The sequence below is a fragment of the Meiothermus luteus genome (assembly GCF_003574085.1).
Lineage (GTDB): Bacteria > Deinococcota > Deinococci > Deinococcales > Thermaceae > Meiothermus > Meiothermus luteus.
In genome coordinates this window covers 14540-37446 of record NZ_QWKZ01000016.1, presented here as the reverse complement: position 1 = coordinate 37446, position 22907 = coordinate 14540, and the positions used below count along the sequence as shown (strand labels likewise).

General features: G+C 64.9%; 24 protein-coding genes. 17 read left to right on the top strand and 7 right to left on the bottom strand.

Features of this window, described 5'->3' with window-relative positions; translation table 11 throughout:
• The 5 genes from Mlute_RS03915 to Mlute_RS03895 form a co-directional block, all read left to right on the top strand.
• On the top strand, positions 1 to 1924 hold a 1924-nt coding region (locus Mlute_RS03915; RefSeq protein ID WP_119359445.1), incomplete at its 5' end, for an MFS transporter.
• Between the two features lie 51 nt (positions 1925 to 1975).
• Positions 1976 to 2578: a Rad52/Rad22 family DNA repair protein gene (locus tag Mlute_RS03910; RefSeq protein WP_119359444.1), complete on the top strand. Its 603-nt coding sequence runs from the start codon at positions 1976 to 1978 to the stop codon at positions 2576 to 2578.
• 9 nt (positions 2579 to 2587) lie between these two features.
• Positions 2588 to 3352: a metallophosphoesterase gene (locus tag Mlute_RS03905; protein ID WP_407942639.1), complete on the top strand. Its 765-nt coding sequence runs from the start codon at positions 2588 to 2590 to the stop codon at positions 3350 to 3352.
• A complete protein-coding gene (rsmA, locus tag Mlute_RS03900; protein WP_119359443.1) occupies positions 3349 to 4155 on the top strand; it encodes a 16S rRNA (adenine(1518)-N(6)/adenine(1519)-N(6))-dimethyltransferase RsmA in 807 nt (268 codons plus the stop codon). The genes Mlute_RS03905 and rsmA overlap by 4 nt, the downstream gene beginning before the upstream one ends.
• Positions 4156 to 4261: 106 nt before the next feature.
• Positions 4262 to 5179, top strand: a complete 918-nt coding sequence (locus Mlute_RS03895; protein WP_119359447.1) for a carbohydrate kinase family protein — start codon at positions 4262 to 4264, stop codon at positions 5177 to 5179.
• A gap of 11 nt (positions 5180 to 5190) precedes the next feature.
• Here the strand turns inward: Mlute_RS03895 and Mlute_RS03890 are convergent, their stop codons facing one another.
• On the bottom strand, positions 5191 to 6342 hold the full coding sequence (locus tag Mlute_RS03890; protein WP_119359442.1) for a deoxyguanosinetriphosphate triphosphohydrolase: 1152 nt from the start codon (positions 6340 to 6342) through the stop codon (positions 5191 to 5193).
• Between the two features lie 89 nt (positions 6343 to 6431).
• Here Mlute_RS03890 and Mlute_RS03885 point away from each other — a divergent pair, with 89 nt between their 5' ends.
• The 12 genes from Mlute_RS03885 to Mlute_RS03830 all read left to right on the top strand — a co-directional run bounded on the left by Mlute_RS03885 (position 6432) and on the right by Mlute_RS03830 (position 16972).
• On the top strand, positions 6432 to 6731 hold the full coding sequence (locus tag Mlute_RS03885; RefSeq protein WP_119359441.1) for a hypothetical protein: 300 nt from the start codon (positions 6432 to 6434) through the stop codon (positions 6729 to 6731).
• A 32-nt stretch (positions 6732 to 6763) separates the two neighbouring features.
• Positions 6764 to 7756, top strand: a complete 993-nt coding sequence (gene ruvB, locus Mlute_RS03880) for a Holliday junction branch migration DNA helicase RuvB (protein WP_119359440.1) — start codon at positions 6764 to 6766, stop codon at positions 7754 to 7756.
• A 58-nt stretch (positions 7757 to 7814) separates the two neighbouring features.
• On the top strand, positions 7815 to 8861 hold the full coding sequence (locus tag Mlute_RS03875; RefSeq protein ID WP_119359439.1) for a response regulator: 1047 nt from the start codon (positions 7815 to 7817) through the stop codon (positions 8859 to 8861).
• Between the two features lie 50 nt (positions 8862 to 8911).
• A complete protein-coding gene (gene clpB / locus Mlute_RS03870) occupies positions 8912 to 11476 on the top strand; it encodes an ATP-dependent chaperone ClpB (RefSeq protein ID WP_119359438.1) in 2565 nt (854 codons plus the stop codon).
• An 11-nt stretch (positions 11477 to 11487) separates the two neighbouring features.
• Positions 11488 to 11907, top strand: a complete 420-nt coding sequence (gene trxA, locus Mlute_RS03865; protein ID WP_119359437.1) for a thioredoxin — start codon at positions 11488 to 11490, stop codon at positions 11905 to 11907.
• A 132-nt stretch (positions 11908 to 12039) separates the two neighbouring features.
• Entirely contained in the window at positions 12040 to 12456 is a 417-nt protein-coding gene (locus Mlute_RS03860) for an Hsp20/alpha crystallin family protein (RefSeq protein WP_119359436.1), read from the top strand.
• Positions 12457 to 12518: 62 nt separating this feature from the next.
• Positions 12519 to 13139 (top strand): rhomboid family intramembrane serine protease, encoded by a 621-nt coding sequence (locus Mlute_RS03855; protein WP_119359435.1) that lies wholly within the window; start codon positions 12519 to 12521, stop codon positions 13137 to 13139.
• A 23-nt stretch (positions 13140 to 13162) separates the two neighbouring features.
• Positions 13163 to 13846, top strand: a complete 684-nt coding sequence (gene ftsE, locus Mlute_RS03850) for a cell division ATP-binding protein FtsE (protein WP_119359434.1) — start codon at positions 13163 to 13165, stop codon at positions 13844 to 13846.
• Between the two features lie 156 nt (positions 13847 to 14002).
• Positions 14003 to 14551, top strand: coding sequence for a ribosome hibernation-promoting factor, HPF/YfiA family (gene hpf / locus Mlute_RS03845; protein ID WP_119359433.1), 549 nt, complete (start codon positions 14003 to 14005; stop codon positions 14549 to 14551).
• A 49-nt stretch (positions 14552 to 14600) separates the two neighbouring features.
• Positions 14601 to 15743 (top strand): bifunctional glutamate N-acetyltransferase/amino-acid acetyltransferase ArgJ, encoded by a 1143-nt coding sequence (gene argJ, locus Mlute_RS03840; RefSeq protein WP_119359432.1) that lies wholly within the window; start codon positions 14601 to 14603, stop codon positions 15741 to 15743.
• A gap of 96 nt (positions 15744 to 15839) precedes the next feature.
• Positions 15840 to 16301, top strand: a complete 462-nt coding sequence (locus tag Mlute_RS03835; RefSeq protein WP_119359431.1) for a hypothetical protein — start codon at positions 15840 to 15842, stop codon at positions 16299 to 16301.
• A gap of 20 nt (positions 16302 to 16321) precedes the next feature.
• Positions 16322 to 16972, top strand: a complete 651-nt coding sequence (locus Mlute_RS03830) for a hypothetical protein (protein ID WP_119359430.1) — start codon at positions 16322 to 16324, stop codon at positions 16970 to 16972.
• Between the two features lie 15 nt (positions 16973 to 16987).
• On the opposite strand, the gene Mlute_RS03825 is transcribed toward Mlute_RS03830, so the two are convergent.
• Genes Mlute_RS03825 through Mlute_RS03800 form a run of 6 tightly spaced genes read right to left on the bottom strand, consistent with a single transcriptional unit; the run spans position 16988 to position 22901 of the window.
• Positions 16988 to 18043 carry a metal ABC transporter permease gene (locus tag Mlute_RS03825; RefSeq protein WP_119359429.1) on the bottom strand — a complete coding sequence of 352 codons (1056 nt, stop codon included), beginning with the start codon at positions 18041 to 18043 and terminating at the stop codon, positions 16988 to 16990.
• Position 18044: 1 nt separating this feature from the next.
• Entirely contained in the window at positions 18045 to 19157 is a 1113-nt protein-coding gene (locus Mlute_RS03820) for a metal ABC transporter permease (protein WP_119359428.1), read from the bottom strand.
• Positions 19145 to 19909: a metal ABC transporter ATP-binding protein gene (locus Mlute_RS03815; protein WP_119359427.1), complete on the bottom strand. Its 765-nt coding sequence runs from the start codon at positions 19907 to 19909 to the stop codon at positions 19145 to 19147. Before Mlute_RS03815 ends, Mlute_RS03820 begins: the two co-directional genes overlap by 13 nt.
• The gene (locus tag Mlute_RS03810; RefSeq protein WP_182482466.1) at positions 19906 to 20826 is read right to left on the bottom strand and encodes a metal ABC transporter solute-binding protein, Zn/Mn family; all 921 of its coding nucleotides are present in this window, start codon (positions 20824 to 20826) and stop codon (positions 19906 to 19908) included. The genes Mlute_RS03815 and Mlute_RS03810 overlap by 4 nt, the downstream gene beginning before the upstream one ends.
• 37 nt (positions 20827 to 20863) lie before the next feature.
• Positions 20864 to 21622 carry a manganese-dependent transcriptional regulator MntR gene (mntR, locus tag Mlute_RS03805; RefSeq protein WP_119359425.1) on the bottom strand — a complete coding sequence of 253 codons (759 nt, stop codon included), beginning with the start codon at positions 21620 to 21622 and terminating at the stop codon, positions 20864 to 20866.
• A 13-nt stretch (positions 21623 to 21635) separates the two neighbouring features.
• Complete coding sequence (locus tag Mlute_RS03800; protein WP_119359424.1) at positions 21636 to 22901, bottom strand: glycerate kinase type-2 family protein; 1266 nt, start codon at positions 22899 to 22901, stop codon at positions 21636 to 21638.
• Positions 22902 to 22907: the final 6 nt, after the last annotated feature.

Here is a 22907-nt window from a genome sequence, read left to right as displayed (position 1 = left end):
TTTCGGGGCCGTCTTTGGGGTGAGCAGCGCGGTGGGTCCCTGGCTTGGGGGGGTGCTTACCGACCACCTCTCCTGGCACTGGGTCTTCTACATCAACATGCCGGTAGGCGTGGTGGCGCTTGCCTTTATTCTGCGCTACATGCCGCGCCTTTCCCCGGAGCGCCGGGAACCCTTTGATTTCCTGGGCGCCTTTTTGCTGGCCCTGTGGACCGTGCCCCTGATGCTGGCCTTCTCCTGGGGGGGCAGCACCTACCCTTGGCTGAGCGCCCCTATCCTGGGCTTGTTCGTCCTGAGTGCCTTGTCCTTGGTCCTTTGGGTCTGGTCGCAAAACCGCCAGCCGCACCCGCTTTTTGACCTCTCCCTCCTGCGGGTGCGCACTTTTAGCCTGGCCTCGGCGGCGACCTTTTTCTTCGGTCCGGCCTTTTTGGGCGCGGTGGCCTTTCTCCCGCTCTACCTCCAGGTAGTCAAGGGGGTTTCGGCCTCGGCCTCAGGGGTGACGGTGTTGCCCCTCACCTTAGGGGTGGTGCTTGGGGCCAGCAGCAGTGGGGTGCTTTCGGGGCGGATGGGCCGCTTCAAGCCCCTTTTGCTGGTGGGAACGCTTTGGCTGCTGGCGACCTTCCTGACCCTGCACTTCCTGCTTAGTGTAGAGACCCCTTTGTGGTTGGCGGTGCTGTTCTTCTTCCTGCTTGGGCTCGGGTTGGGCCCGGCCCAGTCGCTTTTGCAGATTGCCGCTCAGAACAACGTGCCCCCCGAGCGGCTGGGTTCGGCCACGGCCTTTACCCAGCTCATGCGCCAGATTGGTTCCACCATTGGCATTGCCCTCTTGGGCACGGTGCTCACCCACCACCTGACCGCCGAGACTTGCAGGGTTTTCCCGGAGAACGCCTCTTGCAAGCCTGGGGCGCTGGTTCAGCGCAGCGAGGGGGCCGCCGGGCTCAACCTGGATGAGCAGTTCGCGAGGCTCGAGGCCCAGCTTGTGGCCGCCCTCAAGGGTGATGTCCAGGCCTACGAGGCCCTGATGCAGGACGCCCAAGTGCCCTCAGAAGTCAAAGGAGAGCTGGTGAAGGGGGGCATACCGGCGCAGTTTGCGCGGTTAGAGCGGCTGATGGTAGCGGCGCTAAAGGGGGATGAGGGGGCCTATGCAGAGCTGATGCAGGACCCCAGCCTGCCGGAGGAGTACAAGGCCAAGCTGGTGAAGGGGGGCATACCGGCGCGGTTCCACGCTCTAGAGCGGCTCCTCGTGGCAGCCCTAAAAGGGGATTCCCAGGCCTACTGGGCCGTGCAACAAGATCCCCAGGTTCCCGCCGAGTTCAAAAGCCGGATTCCCCAAGGGGGGGTGGCCGCCCAGGTGCGGGCCCGGGTGCAGCAGACCCTGGGCTGGCTCGAGGCCGCCCTACAGGGCAACGAGCAAGCCAAGCAGGCGCTTCTAGCCACCCCCGGGCTAGACCCCCGTCTTCGGGGTTTGCTGGATAACCCGCCCCCTGCCGAGGCCCGGCCGATGGTGCTGGCCCAGGTGCGGGCAGCCTTAGAGAACCAGGTCGCTCAGGCCGAAGCTGCGGCAACCCAACAAGCCATCGCCCAGCTCCGGGCCGAGCTGGCGCGGGCTCAGGCCCGGGCTTTGGAGCAGGCCCTGTCCTCGCTGCGGGAGGGGCTGCGCAAGGCCCAGGCCGCCGCTTTGGATAAGACGGTGCAGACCCTACGCGAGAGCTTGGCGGCCGCGGAGCAGAAAGCCTTGGAAGAGGTGCCGCAGCAGGTGGTGGAGCGGCTGGAAGAGACCAAGCGCAAGCTCCACGAGGCCCTCAATCAGGGCATCACCAACGCCGAGCGGGATATATTCCTCTACGCGGCCTTGTTCGTCCTGGTTTCCTTCGGCTTTGTCGTCGGCCTGCCCAACGAGGAGCTGCGGGGCCGGGTAGCTGTGTGAGCGCCCTGGGATTTCGCCTTGGCCTGCGGCTTCTTGCTAAAATACGGCTCAATGGATGAGCTTTGGCAGATGCTGGGTGATCCCTTCCCTCCGGAGGACCTGGGCTGGCGGGTGGAGGCTGTTTCCAAGGATGGAAAGCGCGTGCTCCTGGCCCGTTGCGTGGATGCGCAGGCTGTGATGGACCGCTTGGACGAGGTGGTAGGACCCCAAGGCTGGCAGGACCGCTACGAGCTGCTCCAGGCCCCGGGGGCTGGAGGGCGGTACGCAGTGAAGTGTAGGCTCACCATCCAGGGGGTTTCCAAGGAGGACGTGGGCGAAGGAGAGAGCCTTCAGGCCGCTTTTGCCGACGCCCTGAGGCAGGCCGCGCTCAAGTTTGGGGTGGGGCGGTTTTTGGCCGGAGAAAAACGTTGGGTTGACCAGGAGCTGGCCGGTGACCCCCAGACGCTTTCGGAGGGCGTTCAGGGGCCTTCGTCCCCGGAGAAGCTCGAGCCCCAGGTGCTCATAGACCGCCTGTTGGAGCGCCTGAAGCAGGCCGGGTTGGGTAAGCAGGCGGCCCAGATTGTGGTGAAGTATGGTGGTTATGGGAGATACCCGGAGGAGACCCGCAGGCTTTATGGGGAGCTCAGGGCTTTGTTGAAGGGCAGTGCTTCGTAAGGAACCCTCGTGATAAAGGTAATTGCCATTGGCGACCTGCATGCCGAGTTTCCCAAGCTTTGGCGGGCTTTGAAGAACTCCTATGCCGTGGGGGAGGACTGGCTGCCCTCCGACCCGCTGCGGCGCGGGGTCTACCGGGTGGTCTTGATGGGCGACCTGGTGCACCCCAAGCTGCTTGCCGACTATCGTCGGCTGACCGGCCTGGAGGACTACGACCCTTCCAACCCCCACCACCTGCGAACGGCGGCCAAGGCCCAGATTCGGGAGTTGATACGCATCAAGCGCTTTCAGGAGGCCGCCCCCGAGTACATCACCATCCTTTTGGGCAACCACGACCACGCGGTTCTAACCGGGGAGATGGTTCTGGGCAACGCCCAGCTCGAGCACCGGGAGTTCCACCCCGAGCTTGGGGGGGTGGAGCTTCCCCAGGAGCTCAAGAGTTGGTTCCAGACCTTTCCTAGGGAGCTAAACCTCTATGGGGTCAACTTCGCCCATGTGGGCCCGGTGCCCTGGCTGCAGACCTACGATGAGCTGTTCTACAGCAGCCGGGAGCCCAAGGAGTGGTGGCTGCGCAACGCCGACTATGTGGAGCGGATGGGCTACCGCTTTGGGGTCTACGGCCACACCGTGATGCGAAACGGCATCTTGGTCAAGGACAAGCTGGCCCTCATTGATGCCCTGGACCAAGACCAGTACCTCGAGCTCCTCCTGGACGAGGAACGGTTGGACTGGGAGATCGTTCATATCCCCGCATCGGGCACCTCTGTTTTGTGAACCTCACCTCCCCAGCGACGGTGCGCGACCTTTTGGCCCGGTATGGGCTTCGGGCGGATCGGCGCTTTGGCCAAAACTTCTTGGTGGAGGCCGCCTACCTGCGGCGCATTGTGGAGGCCCTCAAGTTTCGGCCCGGGGAGATAGTCTGGGAAGTGGGCCCTGGCTTGGGCACCCTGACCCGTGCGCTGGCCGAGGCCGGAGCCAAGGTGGTGGCCATTGAGATGGACCGGCGGCTGGAGCCCCTGTACGCGGAGACCCTTGCCGGCCTGACGGTGGAGTTGCGCTGGGGAGATGCTTTGCGCTTTGACTGGAAAAGCCTCCCACCGAACAGCCTTTTTGCCTCCAACCTGCCCTACAACATCGCCACCCCCCTCATCACCGAGCTGCTGCGGGCAGGCCGCTTCCGCCAGATGGTGGTGCTGGTCCAAAAGGAGGTGGCCCTGCGGATGACCGCCGCTCCCGCCACCCCTGCCTACGGCCTGTTCTCCTTGCGGGTGCAGTACCACGCTCGAGCCGAGCGGCTGTTTGACCTGCCACCGGGGGCTTTTTTCCCGGCCCCCAAGGTAACGAGTTCGGTGGTCGTCCTCTGGCCCCACGCCCGCCCCGACCATCCGGCCCTCTTCCGCCTGGTAGAGCAGGCCTTTACCCAAAGGCGCAAAACCCTGGTGAACGCCCTAAAGGCCGGGGGATACGACCCGGCCAGGGTGGTCCAGGCTCTCGAGGCCCTAGGTCTTTCCCCCAACGTGCGGGCGGAGGCCCTGAGCCTGGCCCAGTTTGAGCTGCTGTTGGCTAAAATCAGCTAGCCTACTTTGATAGCGATTTCTCATGGACCCAGGGTAGGCTGGTGAAAGTCCGTAAACCGCGGCGTAAACTGTGGTAAATCCTTTGTAGAAAGGCTAGGTGGCCGAGATGCGCTTTTTTGTTGTGGGGGATGTATCGGTAGACCTAATCTATTTTCTCGAGCGAATCCCCGAGCCGGGTGAGGAGATACCGGCCCAGCGGGCCCTAATGAAGCCGGGAGGGGCGGGGGGCACCCTGGCCGCCCACCTGGCCAGCCTAGGCAACAAGGTTTACCTGGCCAGCCGGGTGGGGAACGACCCTTTCAGGAGCGTGGCCTTGTCGCAGCTCGAGCGGGTGGGGGTAGACCTGAAGTACCTCCAGGTGGACCCCGAGCAGACCACCTCCTCGGTGCTCATTTTGCTGGTTCCAGGAGGCGAGCGTTCCATGATTTCGGCCGGGGGGGCCAGCCGGCACCTGGACGCAGCGGAGTTCAAGGGCCGGATGCTTGACCAGGTGGACGCGGTGGTGCTCTCCGCCTACGCCTTTGTGGGGGGACCCCAGCGCCAGTACGCCATCAACGTGCTGGATGCGGCGCGAAAGCGCGACTTGCCCATCTTCGCGGACCTGGGCACCGGCGCGGTGCGGGCGGCGGGCCGGGAGCTGCTGGACCTTCTGCGGGGCGTGCCCTACCTGCTGATGAACCAGGTGGAGCTCCTTACCCTCACCGGGGCCGGTTCCATCAGCGAGGGATTGCAGCGGCTGGCGGCCTTTGGCCTGAATACCGTGGTGGTCAAGGTGGGGGCGCTGGGCTCAATTGTGGTAACCCCCACCCGCCAGGAGCTCATTGAGCCCTACCCGCTGGAGGAGGTGGTGGACACCACCGGCTCGGGGGATGCCTTCACCGCAGCTTTTGCCCATGCCGTCCTGCAGGGCAAAGACCCCTTCACGGCGGCCCGGTTGGGGAACCTGGCGGGCTCGTTGGCGGCGACCGCTGTGGGGGGGCAGGGGCGCTTGGTTACCGAGGCCGACCTCAAGCAGGTGCACTAGGGGCTCTTCGTTTAGCGGTGGAATTCTGGCTCAAACAGCCGGGCGTACTCGTCCAGGGCAAAGCGGTCGGTCATGCCCGCGATATAGTCGCAAGCTGCTCGGTGGATGCCTTCGCTTTCGGCGGCCCGCTGAACCTGAGGGGGCAGCACCTTGGGGTCGTGGGTATAGGCCTCAAACAGCCTCTCCAGCACGAAGCGCGACTTGCTCACCTGGCGCACCACGTAGTAGTGGCGGTAGAAGTGGGTGTAGAGGAACTCCCGTAGGTCCTGGAGCTGCCGGGTGAGCCCGCTGGAGTAGCCGGCCAAGGGGCCGTTGTGCTGCCGAACCGCCTGCAGGCTTTCAATCCGGTTCTCCACTAAAAGCCTGTGGGTGGCCTGGATGGTGTCGGTGATTAGTAGGCCCAGAAGCTCGCGGACCAGGGTCCGCCGGCCCAGCTCATCAAAGCCCTCGGGCCTCAGCCCTAGCTCCTTCAGCAGGTCTTTTAGGAGCTCCACCTCCAGAAGCTGCCCCGGTTGCAGCAGCCCTGAGCGCAGGCCGTCGTCTAGGTCATGGGCGTTGTAGGCGATCTCGTCGGCTAGGTTTACAATCTGGGCCTCCAGGCTTGGCCTTAGGTGCGGCTCGTACCCTTGGGCGTCGGGCAGGTCGTAGCGGGTCTCGTGCTTGATGATGCCCTCCCGGCTTTCCCAGCACAGGTTGAGGCCGCGAAAGCCAGGGTAGCGCTCCTCCAGGTAGGTCACGATGCGCAAGGACTGCTTGTTGTGATCAAAGCCCCCGTGCCCTTGCATCAGCTCGTTGAGCACCGCCTCGCCGGCGTGCCCGAAGGGGGGATGCCCCAGGTCGTGGGCAAAGGCGATGGTTTCGGCAAGCTCCAGGTTGAGCCCCAGCGCGCGCGCGATAGAGCGGGCCACCTGGGCTACCTCCAGGGTGTGGGTCAGGCGGGTGCGGTAGTAGTCGCCCTCGAAGTTCACGAAGACCTGGGTCTTGTACTGGAGGCGGCGGAAAGCGGTGGTGTGGTTGACCCGGTCCCGGTCTTTTTGAAAGGGAGTGCGGTACGCCGACTCGGGCTCGGGGTAGGCCCGCCCACGGGTCTGGCTCGAGCGCACCGCGTAAGGGGCAAGGATCTGCTCCTCTAGGGCTTCCAGGCGCAGTCGGTCAAACAGCATGGGCCCAGTCTATTGCCGGGCCCCGGTGGGATGCCATAGCCCGGGTCCCTCATTGTTTTTTGAGGAGGCTCGAGGTATGACCCTGTTGGATGAGGCGCTTTTACCTGCTCCTGTTGCCGATGCTCGTAGCCTGTGCCCCCGGCCTCACGGAGCCCCGGCGGTTTGACCTGCTGGTGCAGAACCAGTGCACCGGCCCCAATCAGGCGGTGTTTTTCTACATCAACGGGGAGTTCGTGGGGCTTGTGCGGGGCAGCAGGCTTTTCCCTGGCCTCCGCGAAGGGCGCTACGAGCTGCGGGCCGAGGGAACCCAGCCCGGTCAGCCCGGGCACCTGCGCTTTGCCCGCACCCTTCACCTAAACCGTGACTCGGTCTGGACGCTCTGCCCTTGAGCCTGAGCGGGCTGAGGGGCCGGGCAGGGCCTATGATGAGGGGTGTGGAAGCGGACTTCACCCTAAGACCTAGAAGCCTGGATGAGTACGTGGGGCAGGCCCGGCTTAAAGAGAAGCTGCGGGTCTACCTAGAGGCGGCCAAGAACCGGGGTGAGGCCCTTGACCACCTGCTGCTTTTCGGCCCGCCTGGGCTGGGCAAGACCACCTTGGCCCATGTGGTGGCCTACGAGCTAGGGGTAAACATCCGGGTGACCAGCGGCCCGGCCATAGAGAAGCCGGGGGACCTGGCGGCCATCCTCACCAACAGCCTGGAGGAGGGCGACATCCTTTTCATAGACGAGATTCACCGCCTTTCCAAGGCCGCGGAGGAACACCTCTACCCGGCCCTAGAGGACTTCAAGATAGACATCGTAATCGGCACGGGGCCAGCCGCCCGCACCCTTCGCCTTGATCTGCCCCGCTTTACCCTGATCGGGGCCACCACCCGGCCTGGGCTTATTTCTGGACCCCTGCGGAGTCGTTTTGGGATCATTGAGCACCTGGAGTACTACACTGAGGAAGAGCTGGCCCAGGGCATTGCCCGGGACGCGGCCCTGCTGGGCCTACAGATTGAGCCCGAGGCGGCCTTGGAAATAGGCCGGCGCAGCCGGGGCACCATGCGCATCGCTAAGCGGCTTTTCCGGCGGGTGCGCGACTTTGCCGAGGTGGCGGGGGAGCGGGTGGTGGGGCTGGAGCGGGCCCGAAGCGCGCTGGATGCCTTGGGGCTGGATGGGCTGGGCCTAGAGGCCCGCGATCGGCTGATTCTCAAGACCCTAATCGAGCGCTTCTCGGGAGGGCCGGTGGGGTTAGAAACACTAGCCACGGCCTTGTCCGAAGACCCTGAGACCCTGGAGGAGGTCCACGAGCCCTTCTTGATACAGCTCGGCCTCCTCAAGCGCACCCCACGGGGGCGCCAGGCCACTGAGCGGGCCTACCGCCACCTCGGCTACCCCCTCCCCGAGCAGAGCCGCCTGCTGGAAGGTTGAGCGCCTGAGCTACGCTTTCTTGGCCGGGTACCATAAGGTAAGGCCAGAGGAGGGGTCGGTGATACGGGCCAGGCTGGGCGAGATAGAGCTGGGCGACCTGCTCCGGGCCCTCGAGGGGGCCCGCAGAAGCGCGGTTGTCCACCTGACCTGCCCCCGCCTTTTGGGTCGCATCCATATGCGGGAGGGGAGGATTGCCTATGTGCAGACCCATCCCGGCCCCCACCTGGGCGAGTACCTGGTGCGCTTTGAATACCTAACCCTAGAACAGGTACAGGAGCTGGTGCGCCGGCAAGCCCAGGAGAACCCCGGCACCCCCCTAGGGGTGTTGGCCCTGCGGCTGGGGGCGATTGGTGAGGACGAGCTGGCCGAGGCCCTGCACGCCCAGATACTGGAGGGTCTGGCCGTTCTGCTGGGCCAGAGGGAAGGGGAGCTTCTGGCCTTCCCCCCGCCCCTGGACGCATCGCAGGTGCTGCTGCCCGGGGTGGCCGACACCGGTACTTTGCTGATGGAGGCGTTGCGCCGCCTGGACGAGTGGGCCAGAGGGCGGGTGGAGCCAGACGCGGTGCTCAGGCTGGTGGGCGACCCTACCCGTCACCCCCTTTCCCCCGAGGCCTGGGCGGTGCTGGAAGCTGTAGACGGGCTTCGGCGGGCCCGTTCGGTGGCGCTGGCCTGCGACCTGCCGGAGGATCAGGTCTACCACCTGCTTTACGAGTTGAAAAGCCGGGGTGTTCTGGCGGAGGCCGAGGTGCGTCCGCAAGACCCGCTGCTGTTGGTGATGGCCGAGTCCAGCCTGATCCGCCGACTGCTTTTGGTGGCCCTAGAGCGCCAGCGCTACCGGGTGGTGCTGGCCTCTGACCTGGAAGGGGCGCGGCGGATTCTGGAACAGAACCGGGTGGGCGGGGTGTTGCTCGAGGGGGACAACCTCGCGGCGAAGGTGCGCGGGCTGCGGGCCCTGCCAGCGGGCCGCTTTCTTCCCCTTTGGGTCATCGCCGAGCATCCCCCTAGGGGGTTTTGGGCTCGAGCCGCCCGGGTGGGCCACATCCCCAAACCCTTTAGCGAGGACCACCTGCGGGCCGCCCTCTCCGTGGTTCGTCGGCCGGTGTAGGGGGCCCCAATCTTGACAACACAAGACTCAACTTTCATAATAAAGGTAGTATGAATCTCGAGCGCTACACCGAACAGGCCCGCCAGGCCATCGCCCAAAGCCAGGTGCTGGCCCGGGAGTCTGCCCACCCGCAGATTGACCTGCCCCACCTGGCAGCGGTGCTGTTGCGGGATGCGGCGGGCCTGGCTGCCCAGATTGTGCAGAGGGCCGGGCAGAGCCCCCAACGCATCTACCAGGCGGCCCAGACCGAGCTGGGGGGCCTGCCCAGGGTTTCAGGGACCGAAGGGGGGCAGTACCTTTCCTCCCGGCTGGCCTCGCTCCTGGGCCGGGCTGAACGGCTGGCTGAGGAGCTCAAGGACCGCTTTGTGGCCCTGGACACCCTGCTGCTGGCCTTGGCCGAAACCGGCTTCGCGGGGCTTCAGGCCGAGCCGATTCGGAGGGCGATGCTCGAGGTGAGAGGGGGCAGAACCGTGACCAGCGAACATGCAGAGGGAACCTACAACGCCCTGGAGCAGTACGGCCTGGACCTAACCCGCCAGGCCGAGCAGGGCAAACTTGATCCGGTGATCGGACGGGATGAGGAGATACGGCGGGTTATCCAGATTCTCCTGCGCCGCACCAAGAACAACCCGGTGCTCATTGGCGAGCCCGGGGTGGGCAAGACCGCGGTGGTGGAGGGGCTGGCCCAGCGCATTGTGAAGGGCGATGTGCCCGAGGGGCTCAAGGGCAAGCGTATCGTGAGCCTGCAGATGGGATCGCTTTTGGCCGGGGCCAAGTACCGGGGTGAGTTTGAGGAGCGGCTCAAGGCGGTCATCCAAGAAACCGTGCAGAGCGCGGGGCAAATTATCCTTTTCATTGACGAGCTTCACACCGTGGTGGGGGCAGGTAAGGCCGAGGGTGCGGTGGACGCGGGCAACATGCTCAAGCCCGCGCTGGCCCGAGGCGAGCTGCACCTGATCGGGGCCACCACCTTAGACGAGTACCGCGAGATAGAGAAGGACCCGGCGCTGGAGCGTCGCTTCCAGCCGGTCTTTGTGGACGAGCCCACGGTGGAAGAGACCGTGAGCATCCTCAGGGGCATCAAGGAGAAGTACGAGGTGCACCACGGGGTGCGCATCTCCGACCCGGCCCTCATCGCCGCCGCCCAGCTCTCCCACCGGTACATAGCCGACCGCAAGCTGCCCGACAAGGCCATAGACCTGGTGGACGAGGCGGCGGCCCGGCTCAGGATGGCCCTGGAGTCCTCTCCTGAGAGCATTGACGCCTTGAACCGCCGCAAGCTTCAGCTCGAGATCGAGCGCGAGGCCCTCAAGAAGGAAACCGACGCCGAGAGTAAGTTCAGGCTAGCTGAGCTGGAAAAGGAAATTGCCGAGCTCGAGGCCGAAATCAAAAAGCAGCAGGCCGAATGGGAGGCCGAGCGCGAGATTATGCAGAAGCTCCGCGCGGCCCAGCAGCGCCTGGACGAGGTGCGTACCCAGATTGAGCAGGCCGAGCGGGCCTACGACCTGAACAAGGCCGCCCAGCTTCGCTACGGCGAGCTGCCCAGGTTGGAACAGGAGGTCAACGAGCTCTCCGACCGCATGGCGGGCGCCAAGTTCGTGCGGCCTATGGTCACCGAGGAGGACATCGCCGCCATCGTCTCGCGCTGGACGGGTATTCCTGTGGCCAAGCTGATGGAGGGCGAGCGGGAAAAACTCTTGCGCCTAGAGGACGAGCTGCACAAGCGGGTGGTGGGGCAGGACGAGGCCATCCAGGCGGTGGCCGATGCCATCCGCCGGGCCCGCGCGGGCCTCAAAGACCCGGGCCGGCCCATCGGCTCCTTCCTGTTCCTGGGGCCTACCGGCGTGGGCAAGACCGAGCTGGCCAAGACCCTGGCCGCGACCCTCTTCGACACCGAGGAGAACATGGTGCGCATTGACATGTCGGAGTACCAGGAGAAGCATACCGTGGCCCGGCTGATTGGGGCCCCGCCTGGCTATGTGGGCTACGAGGAGGGCGGCCAGCTGACCGAGGCGGTGCGCCGCCGGCCCTACTCGGTGGTGCTCTTTGACGAGATTGAAAAGGCCCACCCGGATGTCTTCAACGTGCTTCTGCAGGTGTTGGACGACGGCCGTCTGACCGACGGGCAGGGCCGCACGGTGGACTTCCGCAACACCGTTATCATCCTCACCTCTAATATTGGCTCGCCCCTCATTCTGGAAGGCATCCAGTCCGGGTTGAGCTACGAGGGCATCCGGGAGCGGGTTTTTGGGGTGCTGCAGCAGCACTTCCGCCCTGAGTTCCTAAACCGATTGGACGAGATTGTGGTCTTCCGTCCGCTCACCAAGGAGCAGATTGGGGCCATCGTGGAGATTCAGCTCGAGGCGGTGCGCAAGCGGTTGGCTGAGCGCCGCATAACCCTCGAGCTGTCCCAAGAGGCCCTGGACTTCCTGGCCCAACGCGGCTACGACCCGGTCTTTGGGGCCAGGCCCCTCAAGCGGGTCATCCAGCGGGAGCTGGAGACGCCCCTTGCCCGGAAGATTCTCGCCGGTGAGGTGAACGACGGGGCGCATGTCTACGTGACTCCCGGACCGCTGGGCCTTGCCTTTGAGGTCCGCACGGCCGCGGTGGCTTAATGGAGTGCGGTATGGGTGAGGACATCGTTGCCTGTGTTCATTGCGGCGCCAAGAACCGTCTGGGGAGACCCCCCGTTGGCCAGGTGCCGGTGTGTGGGGCCTGCAAGAAGCCCTTGCCCTGGCTGGTAAACGCCAAAGAGGGCCTTACCCCGGAGCTCCAGGCCGGCGTTCCAGTGTTGGTGGATTTTTGGGCTGAGTGGTGCGGGCCCTGCCGGATGGTGGCCCCCATCTTGGAGGAGCTGGCCCGGGAGTACGCGGGGCGGCTCAAGGTGGTCAAACTCAACGTGGACCACCACCCGCTGGCCCAGGCCGCTTACCATGTTCAGGGCATCCCCACCCTGATTTTGTTCAAAAACGGCCAGCCGGTTGAGCGGGTGGTGGGGGCCTTGCCCAAGGCCGCCCTGGTGCAGAAGCTGGCCCCCCACCTGTAGCCGCCCGGTGGCCCATTGCCCCTCCTCAGGGAGGGGCTTTTTTGCTGGTGAGGGGTATAACGCGTCGTCCTCACAATATACTTGACAAAATAACACTCAACTTTCATAATCAAAAATGTAAAGGAGGTTGATATGATTCGTTACAACCCTTTCCGGGAGATTGAACAGCTTCAAAACGCCCTTCTGCGCAGCTTCTTCAACCCGACCACCGAGAGCGCGAACACCCCTTTGGTGGATGCCTTGGAGGACGCCCAGGGGATTCACCTGCAGGTCTATCTGCCGGGTGTGGAACCCAGCCAGGTTGAGGTGACCACCGAGAACAACACCCTCACCATCCGGGCTGAGCGGCCCTTCAACAAGCCCGAAGGGGCCAACCAGTGGCGGCTCGAGGGGCCTTACGGCAAGTTTGAGCGCAGCTTCGTGATCCCCAACACCTACGACCTCTCCAAGATCGAGGCCACCTTCAAGCACGGCATCCTCTACCTTGACATCCCCAAGGCTGAAGCGGCCCAGCCCCGGCGGATTGAGGTCCGGGTCAACGCTCCCTAGCCCCGTCTGGGCCTAGCCTCCTGCAGGGCAGGAGGCTTTTTCTTTTGGGGTAACCTAGGGGCATGTTCCCCCTGCACGACATCAACCGGGCCCACCGCCGCCCTTATGTGCTGTACCTCCTGGTGGTTTTAAACCTGCTGGGCTTTTTTTACACCTACTTCCTCACCGACCCGGCCTACGTCATTCAGACCTACGGCTTTGTCCCTGCCCGTTTCTTGGCCGACCCCATTGGGGAGTGGCCGACCCTGTTGACCAGCATGTTCCTCCACGGGGGCCTGCTGCATCTCCTGGGCAACCTGTGGTTCTTGTGGGTTTTCGGCGACAACGTGGAAGACCGCTTGGGGCATGCCCGGTTTCTGCTGTTCTACCTGCTGGGCGGAGTGGCCGCGGCCTTCGCCCAGGGGCTTATAAGCGGCTTCGCGGATATTCCCATGATAGGCGCTTCGGGGGCCATCTCGGCCCTGCTTGGGGCCTATGTGGTGCTCTACCCCAGGGCCCTCATCCTCTCCCTAATCGGCTGGATTCCGGTCCTGGTGCCGGCGGTGGTCTACCTCGGCTACTGGCTTCTGATTCAGTTCCTGGGTGACTTTATGGGCCAAGAGGGCATCGCCTTCTGGGCCCACATCGGGGGGTTTGTGGTGGGGGCTTTGCTCATCCGGACCTTTGACCCGGTGGGCCGCTAGGGGATGTTGTAGGCTTTGGAGGGATGATTCACTTCCACCGGGTGACCCTGGAGTACCCCCGAACCAGAACCAAGGCCCTTTTTGATGTGAACTTGGAGATTAAGAAGGGAGAGTTCGTCTTCCTGGTGGGCCACTCGGGGGCGGGTAAGTCTAGCCTGCTGGGCTTGATTCTGAAGCGGCTCGAGCCCACCCAGGGGGCCGTGTACTTTGCGGGAGAGAACCTCAAGGCCCTGCGGGGCGACCGCGTGGCCCTCCACCGCCGCCGGATAGGGATGGTCTTCCAAGACCACCGCTTGCTCAAGGACCGGACCGTGGAGGAGAACCTCACCTTTGCCCTGCAGGTGTTGGGGGTGGCCCGGCCGGAGTGGGAGGCCCGGGTAACCCGGGTGTTGCGGCAGGTAGGGCTGGTCCACAAGAAGCGGGCCTACCCGGAGGAGCTCTCCGTGGGTGAGGCCCAACGGGTGGCCATTGCCCGGGCCCTGGTGGGGGACCCCCCCGTACTCTTGGCCGACGAGCCCACCGGGAACCTAGACCCAGCCAACGCCTTAGCGGTGTTGGAAATCTTCAAATCGGTGCACGCTCGAGGGGCCACCGTGCTCGTGGCCACCCATGCCCGGGACCTGGTGGAGGCCTACCCCCAGCGGGTGGTGGTGCTCAAGTCGGGGCAGCTCGTGCGGGATGACCGAGAAGGCTGCTACAGTCTGTGAGGGCCCCGCCTAGGTGGACAAAACGCCCTCACCTGGGGGTGGTAGTATGGAGCTACCAGGCGAGCGGGCGCTCAGAGGGCCAGACCTCAGATGGGGGGCGGCCTGGCAGCCCCTACACCCAAAGCCTGGAGAGCTGCATAGGACTGGAGGGCGAGTATGAACGTCTACAAGCTGGTTGGTCGCCAAATTGAGATTACCGAGGCCCTCAAAAACTACCTGGACAAGAAGATGGCCCGGCTGGACCGCCACTTTGACGACAACGCTGAGGCCAAGGTGGTGCTCTCCATGGCCCAGGGGTCTCGTGTTGAGCGCAAGGCCAAGGCTGAAATCCAGGTGAACGTCCCGGGGGGTATCGTGCGGGTGGAGGAGGCCGACCCCGACATGTACGCGGCCATTGACCGGGCGGTAGACCGCATTGAGTACCAGCTCAAGCGCTACAAGGAGCGCCGTTTTCAGCGCGCCCGCCAGCTCGCTTCAGGGGTGGTGGCCGCGAGCGGGGAAAAGCCGGAAGAGGAGGAAGAGGCCCCTCGCATCGTTCGCACCAAGCGTTTTCACATGAAGCCCATGACCCCAGAGGACGCGGCCTTTGAGATGGAGGCCCTGGGCCACGACTTCTTCGTATTTCGCAACGCCAAAACCGAGGAGATTAACGTGATTTACCGCCGCCGCGACGGCAACTACGGCCTGATTGAGCCTGGCCCCTAAGCCCGTGACGCCCCTGGCCAATTCCTAGGCCAGGGGATATGCTGCTGCCATGCGGCTTCCGATTGGTTTTCGGGCGGGTGCGACCCAAGCTGGCATCAAACCCTCCGGCCGGCCCGACCTGGCCCTGCTTGTTTCGGGGATGCCTTGCGCTTGGGCTTTTGTGGGTACCCTAAACCGGGCGGCTGCACCCTGTGTGCTCAGGGGGCGGGAACTGCTCGCCTCGGGGCAGCCCCTGCAAGCGGTTGTGGTCAACGCGGGCAACGCCAATTGCGCCACCGGCGAGGCAGGCTTCTGGGCGGACCGGCGCATGGCTGAGCTGGCGGCGGAGCGGTTGCAGCTGGCCCCTGAGTCGGTCTTGACCGGCTCCACGGGGGTTATAGGCCAGCCCTTGCCGCTGGAGAAGGTAGCGGCAGGCCTGCCCCGAATTCAGCTTGGGCCAGAGGCCAACCCTTTCGTGGAGGCCATCATGACCACCGACCTGGTACCCAAGTTGGCGGAGGCCACTCTGTCCAGCGGAGCCCGGGTGGTGGGGGTGTGCAAGGGCAGCGGGATGATTGCCCCCAACATGGCCACCATGCTGGCCTACATCGTTTCGGACGCGGCGGTGCCCCAAGAAGAGCTGCGCCGGGGCTGGAAGGGGGTGGTGGACCGGAGCTTCAACCAGGTTACGGTGGACACCGACACCTCCACCAACGATATGGCGGTGCTTATGGCGAATGGAGCGGCGGGGCCGGTGGACCTCGAGGAGTTCTGGGAGGCTGTGGAAAGGGTGGCGGTGGAGCTGGCCCGCAAGCTGGCCCGGGATGGGGAAGGGGCCACCAAGCTGCTCACCGTGAGGGTAACCGGGGCCATCAACGACGCCGAGGCCCGTAAAGCAGCCCTAGCGGTTGCTGCCAGCCCGCTTTGGAAGAGCGCCCTTTACGGCAACGACCCCAACTGGGGTCGCATCATGATGGCCTTGGGCAAAGCGGGGGTGGCCTTCCAGGTGGACAGGGTGCGCATAGCCCTTCAGGGCATCCTCCTTTACGACGGGCGGGTGCTGGAGTTTGACCGAGCCCAGGCCAGCCAGGCCATGCGGGCTGAGGAGGTGCTGGTGGAGGCGGACCTGGGCCTGGGGGAAGGGCAGGGGATGGCCTGGGGTTGCGACCTCACTGAGGAGTATGTTCGCATCAACGCGCTGTACACCACCTGAGCGCCCGTAAAGGCAGTCTTTGGCTAGTGGGCGGTTGTTCCGCGTGGGGTGTTCGGCCCTGGGGTCATGGTAAACTGACGCTGGAGGTGAAAAGTTATGAAGCGTTGGGTTCCGCTGGTTTTGTTGTTGGTTTTGGCGGTGGCCTCGGTGGGCAAGGCCCAGTCGGATGGGTTTGGTATTTACTCGGGCTGGCCCACCTGGATTGGTGCGCAATACCAGCTTAGCGGCTTCCGTCTGGGTGGGGGTATGGCCTTTGCGGGTCTGGCTGCCGGAGCCGACTTCATCGCCTTTGAGCAGGCTTTCCCGGTTGCTCCGGGCTTTGACCTGAGCTGGTACGCCGGGGCGGGGGCCTCAGTGGGCTTCTGGGTCATTTCGGGGAACAGCGGAATCCACCTGTTCCCGCACGTCCTGGCGGGGGTTGAGTACGCCTTTCCTATGCAGCCTTTTAGCGTCTATGGCGAACTGCAGGGCGGTTTTGGCTTTGGTCTAGGCGGGCTTTCTGGGGTGATTGGGGGGCTGGGTTTCAGCGCTCGAGCGGGCCTAATCTTCCGGCCCTAGGGGCCTGCTAGGATAAGGGGGTGCGGTATGCGCCCCTTTTCCTTTTGCTTCTCCTTGCGGCCTGCACCCGGTCTGCCGACACCCAGCCACCCCTAATCGGCATTACCCAGCCCAAAAGCGGCGTAATCTCCCAGCGCTCCTTTCAGGTTCAAGGATACGTGCTGGACGATTCCGGTGTGCAAAGCATCAAGGCCTCTGGGGAGGAGGTGCTGCCCGAGGCCAGCCGAGGGCAGAAGTTGGTGCGCTTCAGCTTTCGCGTGCAGGCCCCGCAGTCCGGACAGGTGGAGGTAAGGGTAGAGGCCGCCGACGTCCACGGCCAGACCCGCACGGTGCGGCTGCCTTTGGTGCTAGACGCCCGGCCGCCGCAGATTTTGGTTGAGCGGGTTGAGCGGCTGGTTACGGTGGTGCAGCCTGCCCAAAAACGCACCCTGCCCGACGGAACCGAGCAGGAAATCCCTGCCCGCACCGCTTCCGTTCTGCAGATATCCGGCCGGGTGCTCGACGACACGGGGGTGGACCGGGTGACCCTGCAGTACAACAACCGCTACAACCCCCTCTCCTTGCCCAAAGGCAAGGAGGTGAGCTTTTACGTGGAGGTGCCGGTGAGGCAGGTGACGATTATCGCGGTGGATGCTGCCGGGAACCGCACCAGCCAGGTGGTAAGCCGGTAGGGGTTTTTGCGGACGTTATTTTTTACTGCTGGGGGTGAGGCCCTGCTCGCTCGCCTCGAGCCAACCCTCCCGCAAAGCCTTCTGCTTTACCTGTTGGAGAAACCGGGCATCCCAGCCAAATTCCTCCCGTATCTCCTCTTCAGGCACGGGGGTCTGGTGGTGGGCCAGGTGGGTCACCAACAGCCGGGCGGTGACCTCGAGCCGCTGCTGCCTGCGGCGGAGGCGGGTGGTGAGGTAGCCCTGGGTGGGGGAGAAGAGAGAGGCCAGGACGAAGCATCCGCCGGCCACCGTGGCCATCATGCCGGCAATGGAAGCATCCATCCATACCGCCAGGAGATAGCCCAGCAGGCTGGAGAAGACTCCTATCCCCACCGCCAGGCTGAGCAGGGCCGGCAAGCGGTGGGTGAGGAGGTAGGCGGTGGCTGGAGGGATGATTAGAAAGGCCACGATCAGGATGGCCCCTACCGACTGAAAGGCCCCCACAGTGGTCAAGGAAACCAGGGCCATGAGGGCGTAGTGCAAGACCCCAGGGCTGAAACCCAGCGCAGCGGCCAGGCTGGGGTCAAAGGTGGAGAGCTTGAGCTCCTTGTAAAAGAGGAGTACGAACAGTAGGTTCAAAAGCGCCAACCCCCCCATCACCAGCCACGACTCGGGCAGGCTCAGACCCCAGAGCTCGAGGGTGTTGAAAGGGGCGTAGGCGATTTCGCCGTAGAGCACCGCATCCAGGTCTAGGTGGACGTTGCGGAAGGAAAGGGAGACCCAAAGCACCCCTAGGCTGAAGAGGGCCGGGAAAACAATGCCGATGGCTGCGTCGTTTTTAACTCGGCCGGTGCGGGTGAGCCACTCCACCAGGCTCACCGTGAGGAGGCCTGAGCCGGCTGCTCCCAGCAGGGCTGGCAGGGTGGCCTTGCCTCCTGAGAGCCAGTAGGCCAGCACAATGCCGGGCAGCACCGCATGGGATATGGCATCGGAGACCAGGGCCATGCGGCGCAGCACCAAAAAGCTGCCCAAAAGCGCCGAGGCAGTGGAAACCAGAACAGCGGTGAGGAGAATGACCAGGTCAGGGTTCATCTCAGCTCCTTAGGCGCAGGGTCTCCTTGAGGGCTAGGGCTTTTTGCAGGCCCGGCTCGGTGAACTGGAAGCCTCCCTCTTTGGGCTCTACCCACCCTTGGGCCTTCAGGAAGTCCAGATGGCGCCGGGCCTTTGGGAGGGGTTCCCCACGGTGCAGGGCTAGTTCCTCAGGGTTGAGGCGCCCGTGGTTGGCGAGTAGATGGGCGTCTAGGAGGAGGCGTTCCAGCTCCGTCCGACGTCGGTTTTGCTGGTTGCGCAGCCCTTGCCAGAATAGCCCCCGCAAAGGAGCGAAGAACAGCGAGAAAACCACCACCGCGGTAATGGATAGGACCACCAAGGGGCCGGTGGGCAGGTTCTCGCGGCTGGCCGAAAGGAGCGCCCCGGCAACCCCGGCCAAAGCCCCCAGTAGCCCTGAGAGGGCCACCATCCGGCCCAACCGGTTGGTCCACTGCCGGGCGGCCGCGGCGGGGGCGATGAGCATCGCGGCCATCAGCACCACCCCCACCGTCTGTAGGCCTACCATCACCGCCAGCACGATGAGCGAGGTGAGCAGGATGCCCAGCCCCCTCGTGGGAAGGCCCAGGCTGGTCGCGTAGTCAGGGTCAAAGGAGATGAGCTTGAACTCCTTGTAGAAAAGCCCCACCAGGGCCAAGACGACTCCCCCTAGGAGCGCAAAACCCAGCACGTCCGAGCCGAGCAGGCTGGCGGCCTGGCCAAAGATGAAGCGGTCAAGGCCGGCCGGATTGCCCTGGTGGTTGTGCTGGATGAAGGTGAGCAGGGCTATCCCTAGGCCAAAGAAGCTGGAAAGCGCCACCCCCAAGGCGGCGTCCTGAGGTAAGCGGGTGTGGCGGAGCACGGCCAGAACCCCCAGGGCAGCGACCCACCCAGCCAGGCCTCCCCCCAGGAGCAGCAGTGAGGGGGTTTTGGAGCCGGTGAGCAGGAAGGCCAGGCAGATGCCCGGCAGGGCCGCGTGGGCCAGTACATCGCCGAGCAGGCTTTGCTGGCGCAGGAGGGCAAAAGCGCCCAGCACCCCACCGATGAGGCCCAGCAAGGCTGAGCCTAGGGCGACGTTGCGGAGGGTGTAGTCAATAAAGAGCTGGCTTAGGAGTTCCATGCTTGCTCTGGCTTGGCCCACCCCTCGAGCTCAAGGAGGGGTTGCTTGCCGTAGGTGCGCTCCAGGTTGTGCGGGGTGAAGGTAGTCTCCATCGGGCCACTGGCGATGACCTGCACATTGAGGAGGGTCAGGTGGTCAAAGTAGTCCCGCACCGTTTGCAGGTCGTGATGCACGACCACCACGGTTTTTCCCTGGGCCTTTAGCCCTTCTAAGACCCTCAGGATGGCCTCCTCGGTGACCGCGTCCACCCCGGCAAATGGCTCGTCCATGAAGTAGAGGTCGGCGTTTTGGACCAAAGCCCGTGCCAGGAAGACCCGCTGTTGCTGGCCCCCAGAGAGTTCGGAGATTTGTCGGTGGGCCAGGTCGCTCAAGGCCACCTGCCTTAGGGCCTCCATGGCAGCCTCCCGCTCCTCCCTGCCCGGCCGCCGGAACCAGCCCAAGCGGCCGTAAAGCCCCATCATGACCACGTCCAGCACGTGGGTGGGAAAGTCCCAGTCCACGGAGGTGCGCTGAGGCACGTAGGCAATGCGCTTTCGGCTCAGTTCTAGGGGTTGGCCGAAGAAGCGCACCCGTCCGGAGGCCTTGGGGACCATGCCCAAGGCGGCCTTGATCAGGGTGGACTTGCCTGCCCCGTTGGGGCCCACGATGGCGCAGAGCCGGCCCTCGGGGATGGCTAAGTCCACGTCCCACAGCACCGGCTTCTCGCGGTAGATTACGGTCAGGTCTAGGATTTCCAGGGGGGGAGGGTTCATAGCGCCCCTCCTAGAAGCCCGGCCACGATGGTGCGGACGTTGTGCTTCAGCATGCCTATATAGGTCCCCTCGGGGGTGCCGCGGGGGCCTGCCGCGTCGGAGAAGAGTTCCCCCCCCAGCTCTACCCGCCAGCCTTGGGCCCGCGCGGCGGCGATGACCGCCTCTATTGTCCTGGGGGGCACGCTGGACTCCACGAAGATGGCCCGGATGCGGCGTTGGACGATGAACTGGGCCAACTCCTGCACATCCCGGGTCCCCACTTCGGCTACAGTGGAGACCCCTTGTAGGCCGCGTACCTCCAGCCCGTACCGGCGCCCAAAGTAGGCGAAGGCGTCGTGGGCCGTGATGAGCACCCGCTGCTGGGGTGGGATTCGGGCAATCTGACCCTGGATATAGGCGTCTAGCCTCTCTAGCCGCTGTGTGTAGGCCCTGGCGTTGGCCTGGTAGTAGGTAGCACCGGCAGGGTCCACCCGGCTCAAGGCAGCAGCTACCCGGCCTACGGTTAGCTTCCACAGCGAGACATCAAACCAGACATGAGGGTCGTAGCTGTAGGGGCCCTGGCCCCCCTCCAGCCGGATCAACCGCTCCCGGGGTATGGCGTCGGTGACGGCGATGGCCTTAGGCAGCTTTTCCAGCAGCTCTACCATCTTGCCTTCTAGGTGGAGCCCGCTGTAGAAGACCAGATCGGCCTGGAACAGCCGCCGCACATCTCCGGCGGAGGCCTTGTAGAGGTGCGGGTCCACCCCCGGGCCCATCAGGCCCTGCACCCGCACCCGCTGGCCTCCTACCTGTTCCACCAGGTCGGTGACGAAGTTGACCGTGGTCACCACGCGAACCGGGGTTTTCCCTACGGGCTGTAGTCGCTCGAGCCCGTCGCTGGGGGCTGCCCAAACCAGGCCGCACAGTACCAGGGCCATCCAGCCGCTTGGTCTTAGAAAACCTGGGAAAAAGCCTCTAGGCATGGCGCTTCACCTCGAGGTAGACCCAAAGCGCCTGGGCCAGGCTTTGGGGGAGAAGGTACCGCTCCTTGCCCACCCGCACCCGGCTGCCCTCCCGGCTGTGCTCCAGAAGCTCAACCTCCGCGCCGGGGCGGAGGCCCAGGTGGGCGAAGAGGTTGAGGGCGTCCTGGTCCTGGGTGGCCACCCGCGCCACGATGCCCCGGCTACCGTGGGCTAGGGCGCTCAGCCTTTGGCTGGGCAGGGCCTCGGGCAGCTCGAGGTCGGCGCTGGGGATGGCGTCGCCGTGGGGGTCGTAGGAGGGATGGCCGAGCCACTCGGCGATGCGGGCCTCGAGGGCCTCGGAGATGTGGTGCTCGAGCCGTTCCGCCTCGGCGTGCACCTCCTCCCAGCCGTAACCCAAGGCTTGGTGCAGGTAGGTTTCCAGAAGCCGATGGTGCCGGAGAACCTCCAGGGCCACCCGGTAGCCGGCCTCGGTGAGCCGTACCCCGCGGTAGGCCTCGTACGCCACCAGCCCCATTTCCGAGAGCTTTTTGAGCATCCCGGTTACCGAGGCCGGTTTGACCTGCATTTTTTGAGCCAGGGCCTGCGTGGAGACCGGTTGGGTGTCCTCGAGGCGGTAGGTGCCCACCCGGCTGCCGCCCAGCAGCAGGACCTGCTTGAGGTAGTCCTCTTGCGCCTCGGAGAGGGGGGGGCGGTGGGGTTGGGGTCGGGCATAGGCCTCCTTTTTGGGTAAGCAAAACCTAACACCACCCATTTTTTAGGTAAGGCTAAAAAATGTCAAGCCCTTGCCCCACCACCAGGGCCCGGAAGTCGTTGAGGTTGCTTTGGGTCTCCCCGGTTATCAGGAGGTCCCCTAGGGCCCTGAAGAAGGCGTGGGTGTCGTTCTGCTCGAGGTGGGCCTTGAGGTCCAGGCCGAGGCGCTGGGATCGCGCCCAGGTGTCGGGGGCTAGAAGGGCGCCGGCGACCTCGGTGTTGCCGTCTATGCCGTCTGAGTCAGCCGCCAGGGCCCACACTCCCCTTTCGCCCAGGTAGTAGCCCAGCCAGCCCAAGAACTCCTGGTTGCGCCCTCCGCGGCCCGCGCCCCGCACCCTTACGCTGGCCTCTCCACCGGAGAGGAGCACCACCGGAGGGGCGAAGGGCTGATGGTGAGCCCGGATGCTCTCCACCAAGGCGGCGTGGAAGCGGGCTAGGGCCTGGGCCTCGCCTTGGAAGCGGTCGGAAAGGATAACCGCGGGCAAGCCTAGGCCCTGCCAGTAGGTGCGGGCGGCTTCCAGTAGGGCCATGTTCCCCCCAACCAAGCGGTTCTCCACCCGCTGGAAAAGGGGGTCACCCGGCTTGGGGGACTCGGGTATCTCGCCGGCCAGCCCTCGCCTCAGGTGGGCCCGCACCTGGGGAAACTCCAGCCCATACCTGTCCAGCACGGCCAGGGCCTCGGCAAAGGTGCTCCGATCCGGTACGGTAGGCCCTGAGGCTATGGTGGAGAGGTCGTCGCCGGGCACGTCCGAGAGGTAAAGGGCCAGCACGCGGGCCTGGGTGGCCGCAGCCAGCCGGCCGCCCTTGATCCTCGAGAGGTGCTTGCGCACCGCGTTGATTTCCTGTATGTCGGCTCCACAGCGCAGAAGGGCCTGGGTGAGGGCCTGCTTGGTGGCCAGGTCTACGCCCCAGGGGGCGCATAGCAGGGCACTCCCACCCCCGGAGACCAGCACCAGAAGGAGCTCCTCTGGCCCAAGCCGCCCCACCGCCTCCAAGACCCTTTGGGCGGCCTCCAGGCTCCGTCCGTCGGGAACCGGGTGGCCGGCGGGAAGCACCACCCCGCCGGGGTGGGCCCCCTTGGGCCTGCCCTCGGCCTTGGGGACGGCGATGTAAGGGGTGTGGGGGAACCGCTCTAAGGCGGCCTCCAGCATGGTCAAGGCGGCCTTCCCTACCGAGACGATGAAGCTTGGGGGTTGCTCGGGAAGATGCCTCGCGGTAAGGCGGGTCGGGTGGGTGGCGTCCAGGGCCCGGTGAAGGCTGGCGATGAGCTGTTCGCGCACGAGGGG

What these genes read in the sequence shown, in the direction of transcription:
- Mlute_RS03835 (WP_119359431.1), top strand. Translation starts at nt 15,840, where the DNA reads ATGAAGCGTTGGGTTCCGCTGGTTTTGTTGTTGGTTTTGGCGGTGGCC.
- mntR (WP_119359425.1), bottom strand. Translation starts at nt 21,622, where the DNA reads ATGGGTGGTGTTAGGTTTTGCTTACCCAAAAAGGAGGCCTATGCCCGA.
- trxA (WP_119359437.1), top strand. Translation starts at nt 11,488, where the DNA reads ATGGGTGAGGACATCGTTGCCTGTGTTCATTGCGGCGCCAAGAACCGT.
- argJ (WP_119359432.1), top strand. Translation starts at nt 14,601, where the DNA reads ATGCGGCTTCCGATTGGTTTTCGGGCGGGTGCGACCCAAGCTGGCATC.
- ruvB (WP_119359440.1), top strand. Translation starts at nt 6,764, where the DNA reads ATGATGAGGGGTGTGGAAGCGGACTTCACCCTAAGACCTAGAAGCCTG.
- Mlute_RS03895 (WP_119359447.1), top strand. Translation starts at nt 4,262, where the DNA reads ATGCGCTTTTTTGTTGTGGGGGATGTATCGGTAGACCTAATCTATTTT.
- Mlute_RS03815 (WP_119359427.1), bottom strand. Translation starts at nt 19,909, where the DNA reads ATGAACCCTCCCCCCCTGGAAATCCTAGACCTGACCGTAATCTACCGC.
- Mlute_RS03855 (WP_119359435.1), top strand. Translation starts at nt 12,519, where the DNA reads ATGTTCCCCCTGCACGACATCAACCGGGCCCACCGCCGCCCTTATGTG.
- Mlute_RS03860 (WP_119359436.1), top strand. Translation starts at nt 12,040, where the DNA reads ATGATTCGTTACAACCCTTTCCGGGAGATTGAACAGCTTCAAAACGCC.
- Mlute_RS03820 (WP_119359428.1), bottom strand. Translation starts at nt 19,157, where the DNA reads ATGGAACTCCTAAGCCAGCTCTTTATTGACTACACCCTCCGCAACGTC.
- Mlute_RS03910 (WP_119359444.1), top strand. Translation starts at nt 1,976, where the DNA reads ATGGATGAGCTTTGGCAGATGCTGGGTGATCCCTTCCCTCCGGAGGAC.
- Mlute_RS03810 (WP_182482466.1), bottom strand. Translation starts at nt 20,826, where the DNA reads ATGGCCCTGGTACTGTGCGGCCTGGTTTGGGCAGCCCCCAGCGACGGG.
- hpf (WP_119359433.1), top strand. Translation starts at nt 14,003, where the DNA reads ATGAACGTCTACAAGCTGGTTGGTCGCCAAATTGAGATTACCGAGGCC.
- clpB (WP_119359438.1), top strand. Translation starts at nt 8,912, where the DNA reads ATGAATCTCGAGCGCTACACCGAACAGGCCCGCCAGGCCATCGCCCAA.
- ftsE (WP_119359434.1), top strand. Translation starts at nt 13,163, where the DNA reads ATGATTCACTTCCACCGGGTGACCCTGGAGTACCCCCGAACCAGAACC.
- Mlute_RS03890 (WP_119359442.1), bottom strand. Translation starts at nt 6,342, where the DNA reads ATGCTGTTTGACCGACTGCGCCTGGAAGCCCTAGAGGAGCAGATCCTT.
- Mlute_RS03825 (WP_119359429.1), bottom strand. Translation starts at nt 18,043, where the DNA reads ATGAACCCTGACCTGGTCATTCTCCTCACCGCTGTTCTGGTTTCCACT.
- Mlute_RS03885 (WP_119359441.1), top strand. Translation starts at nt 6,432, where the DNA reads ATGAGGCGCTTTTACCTGCTCCTGTTGCCGATGCTCGTAGCCTGTGCC.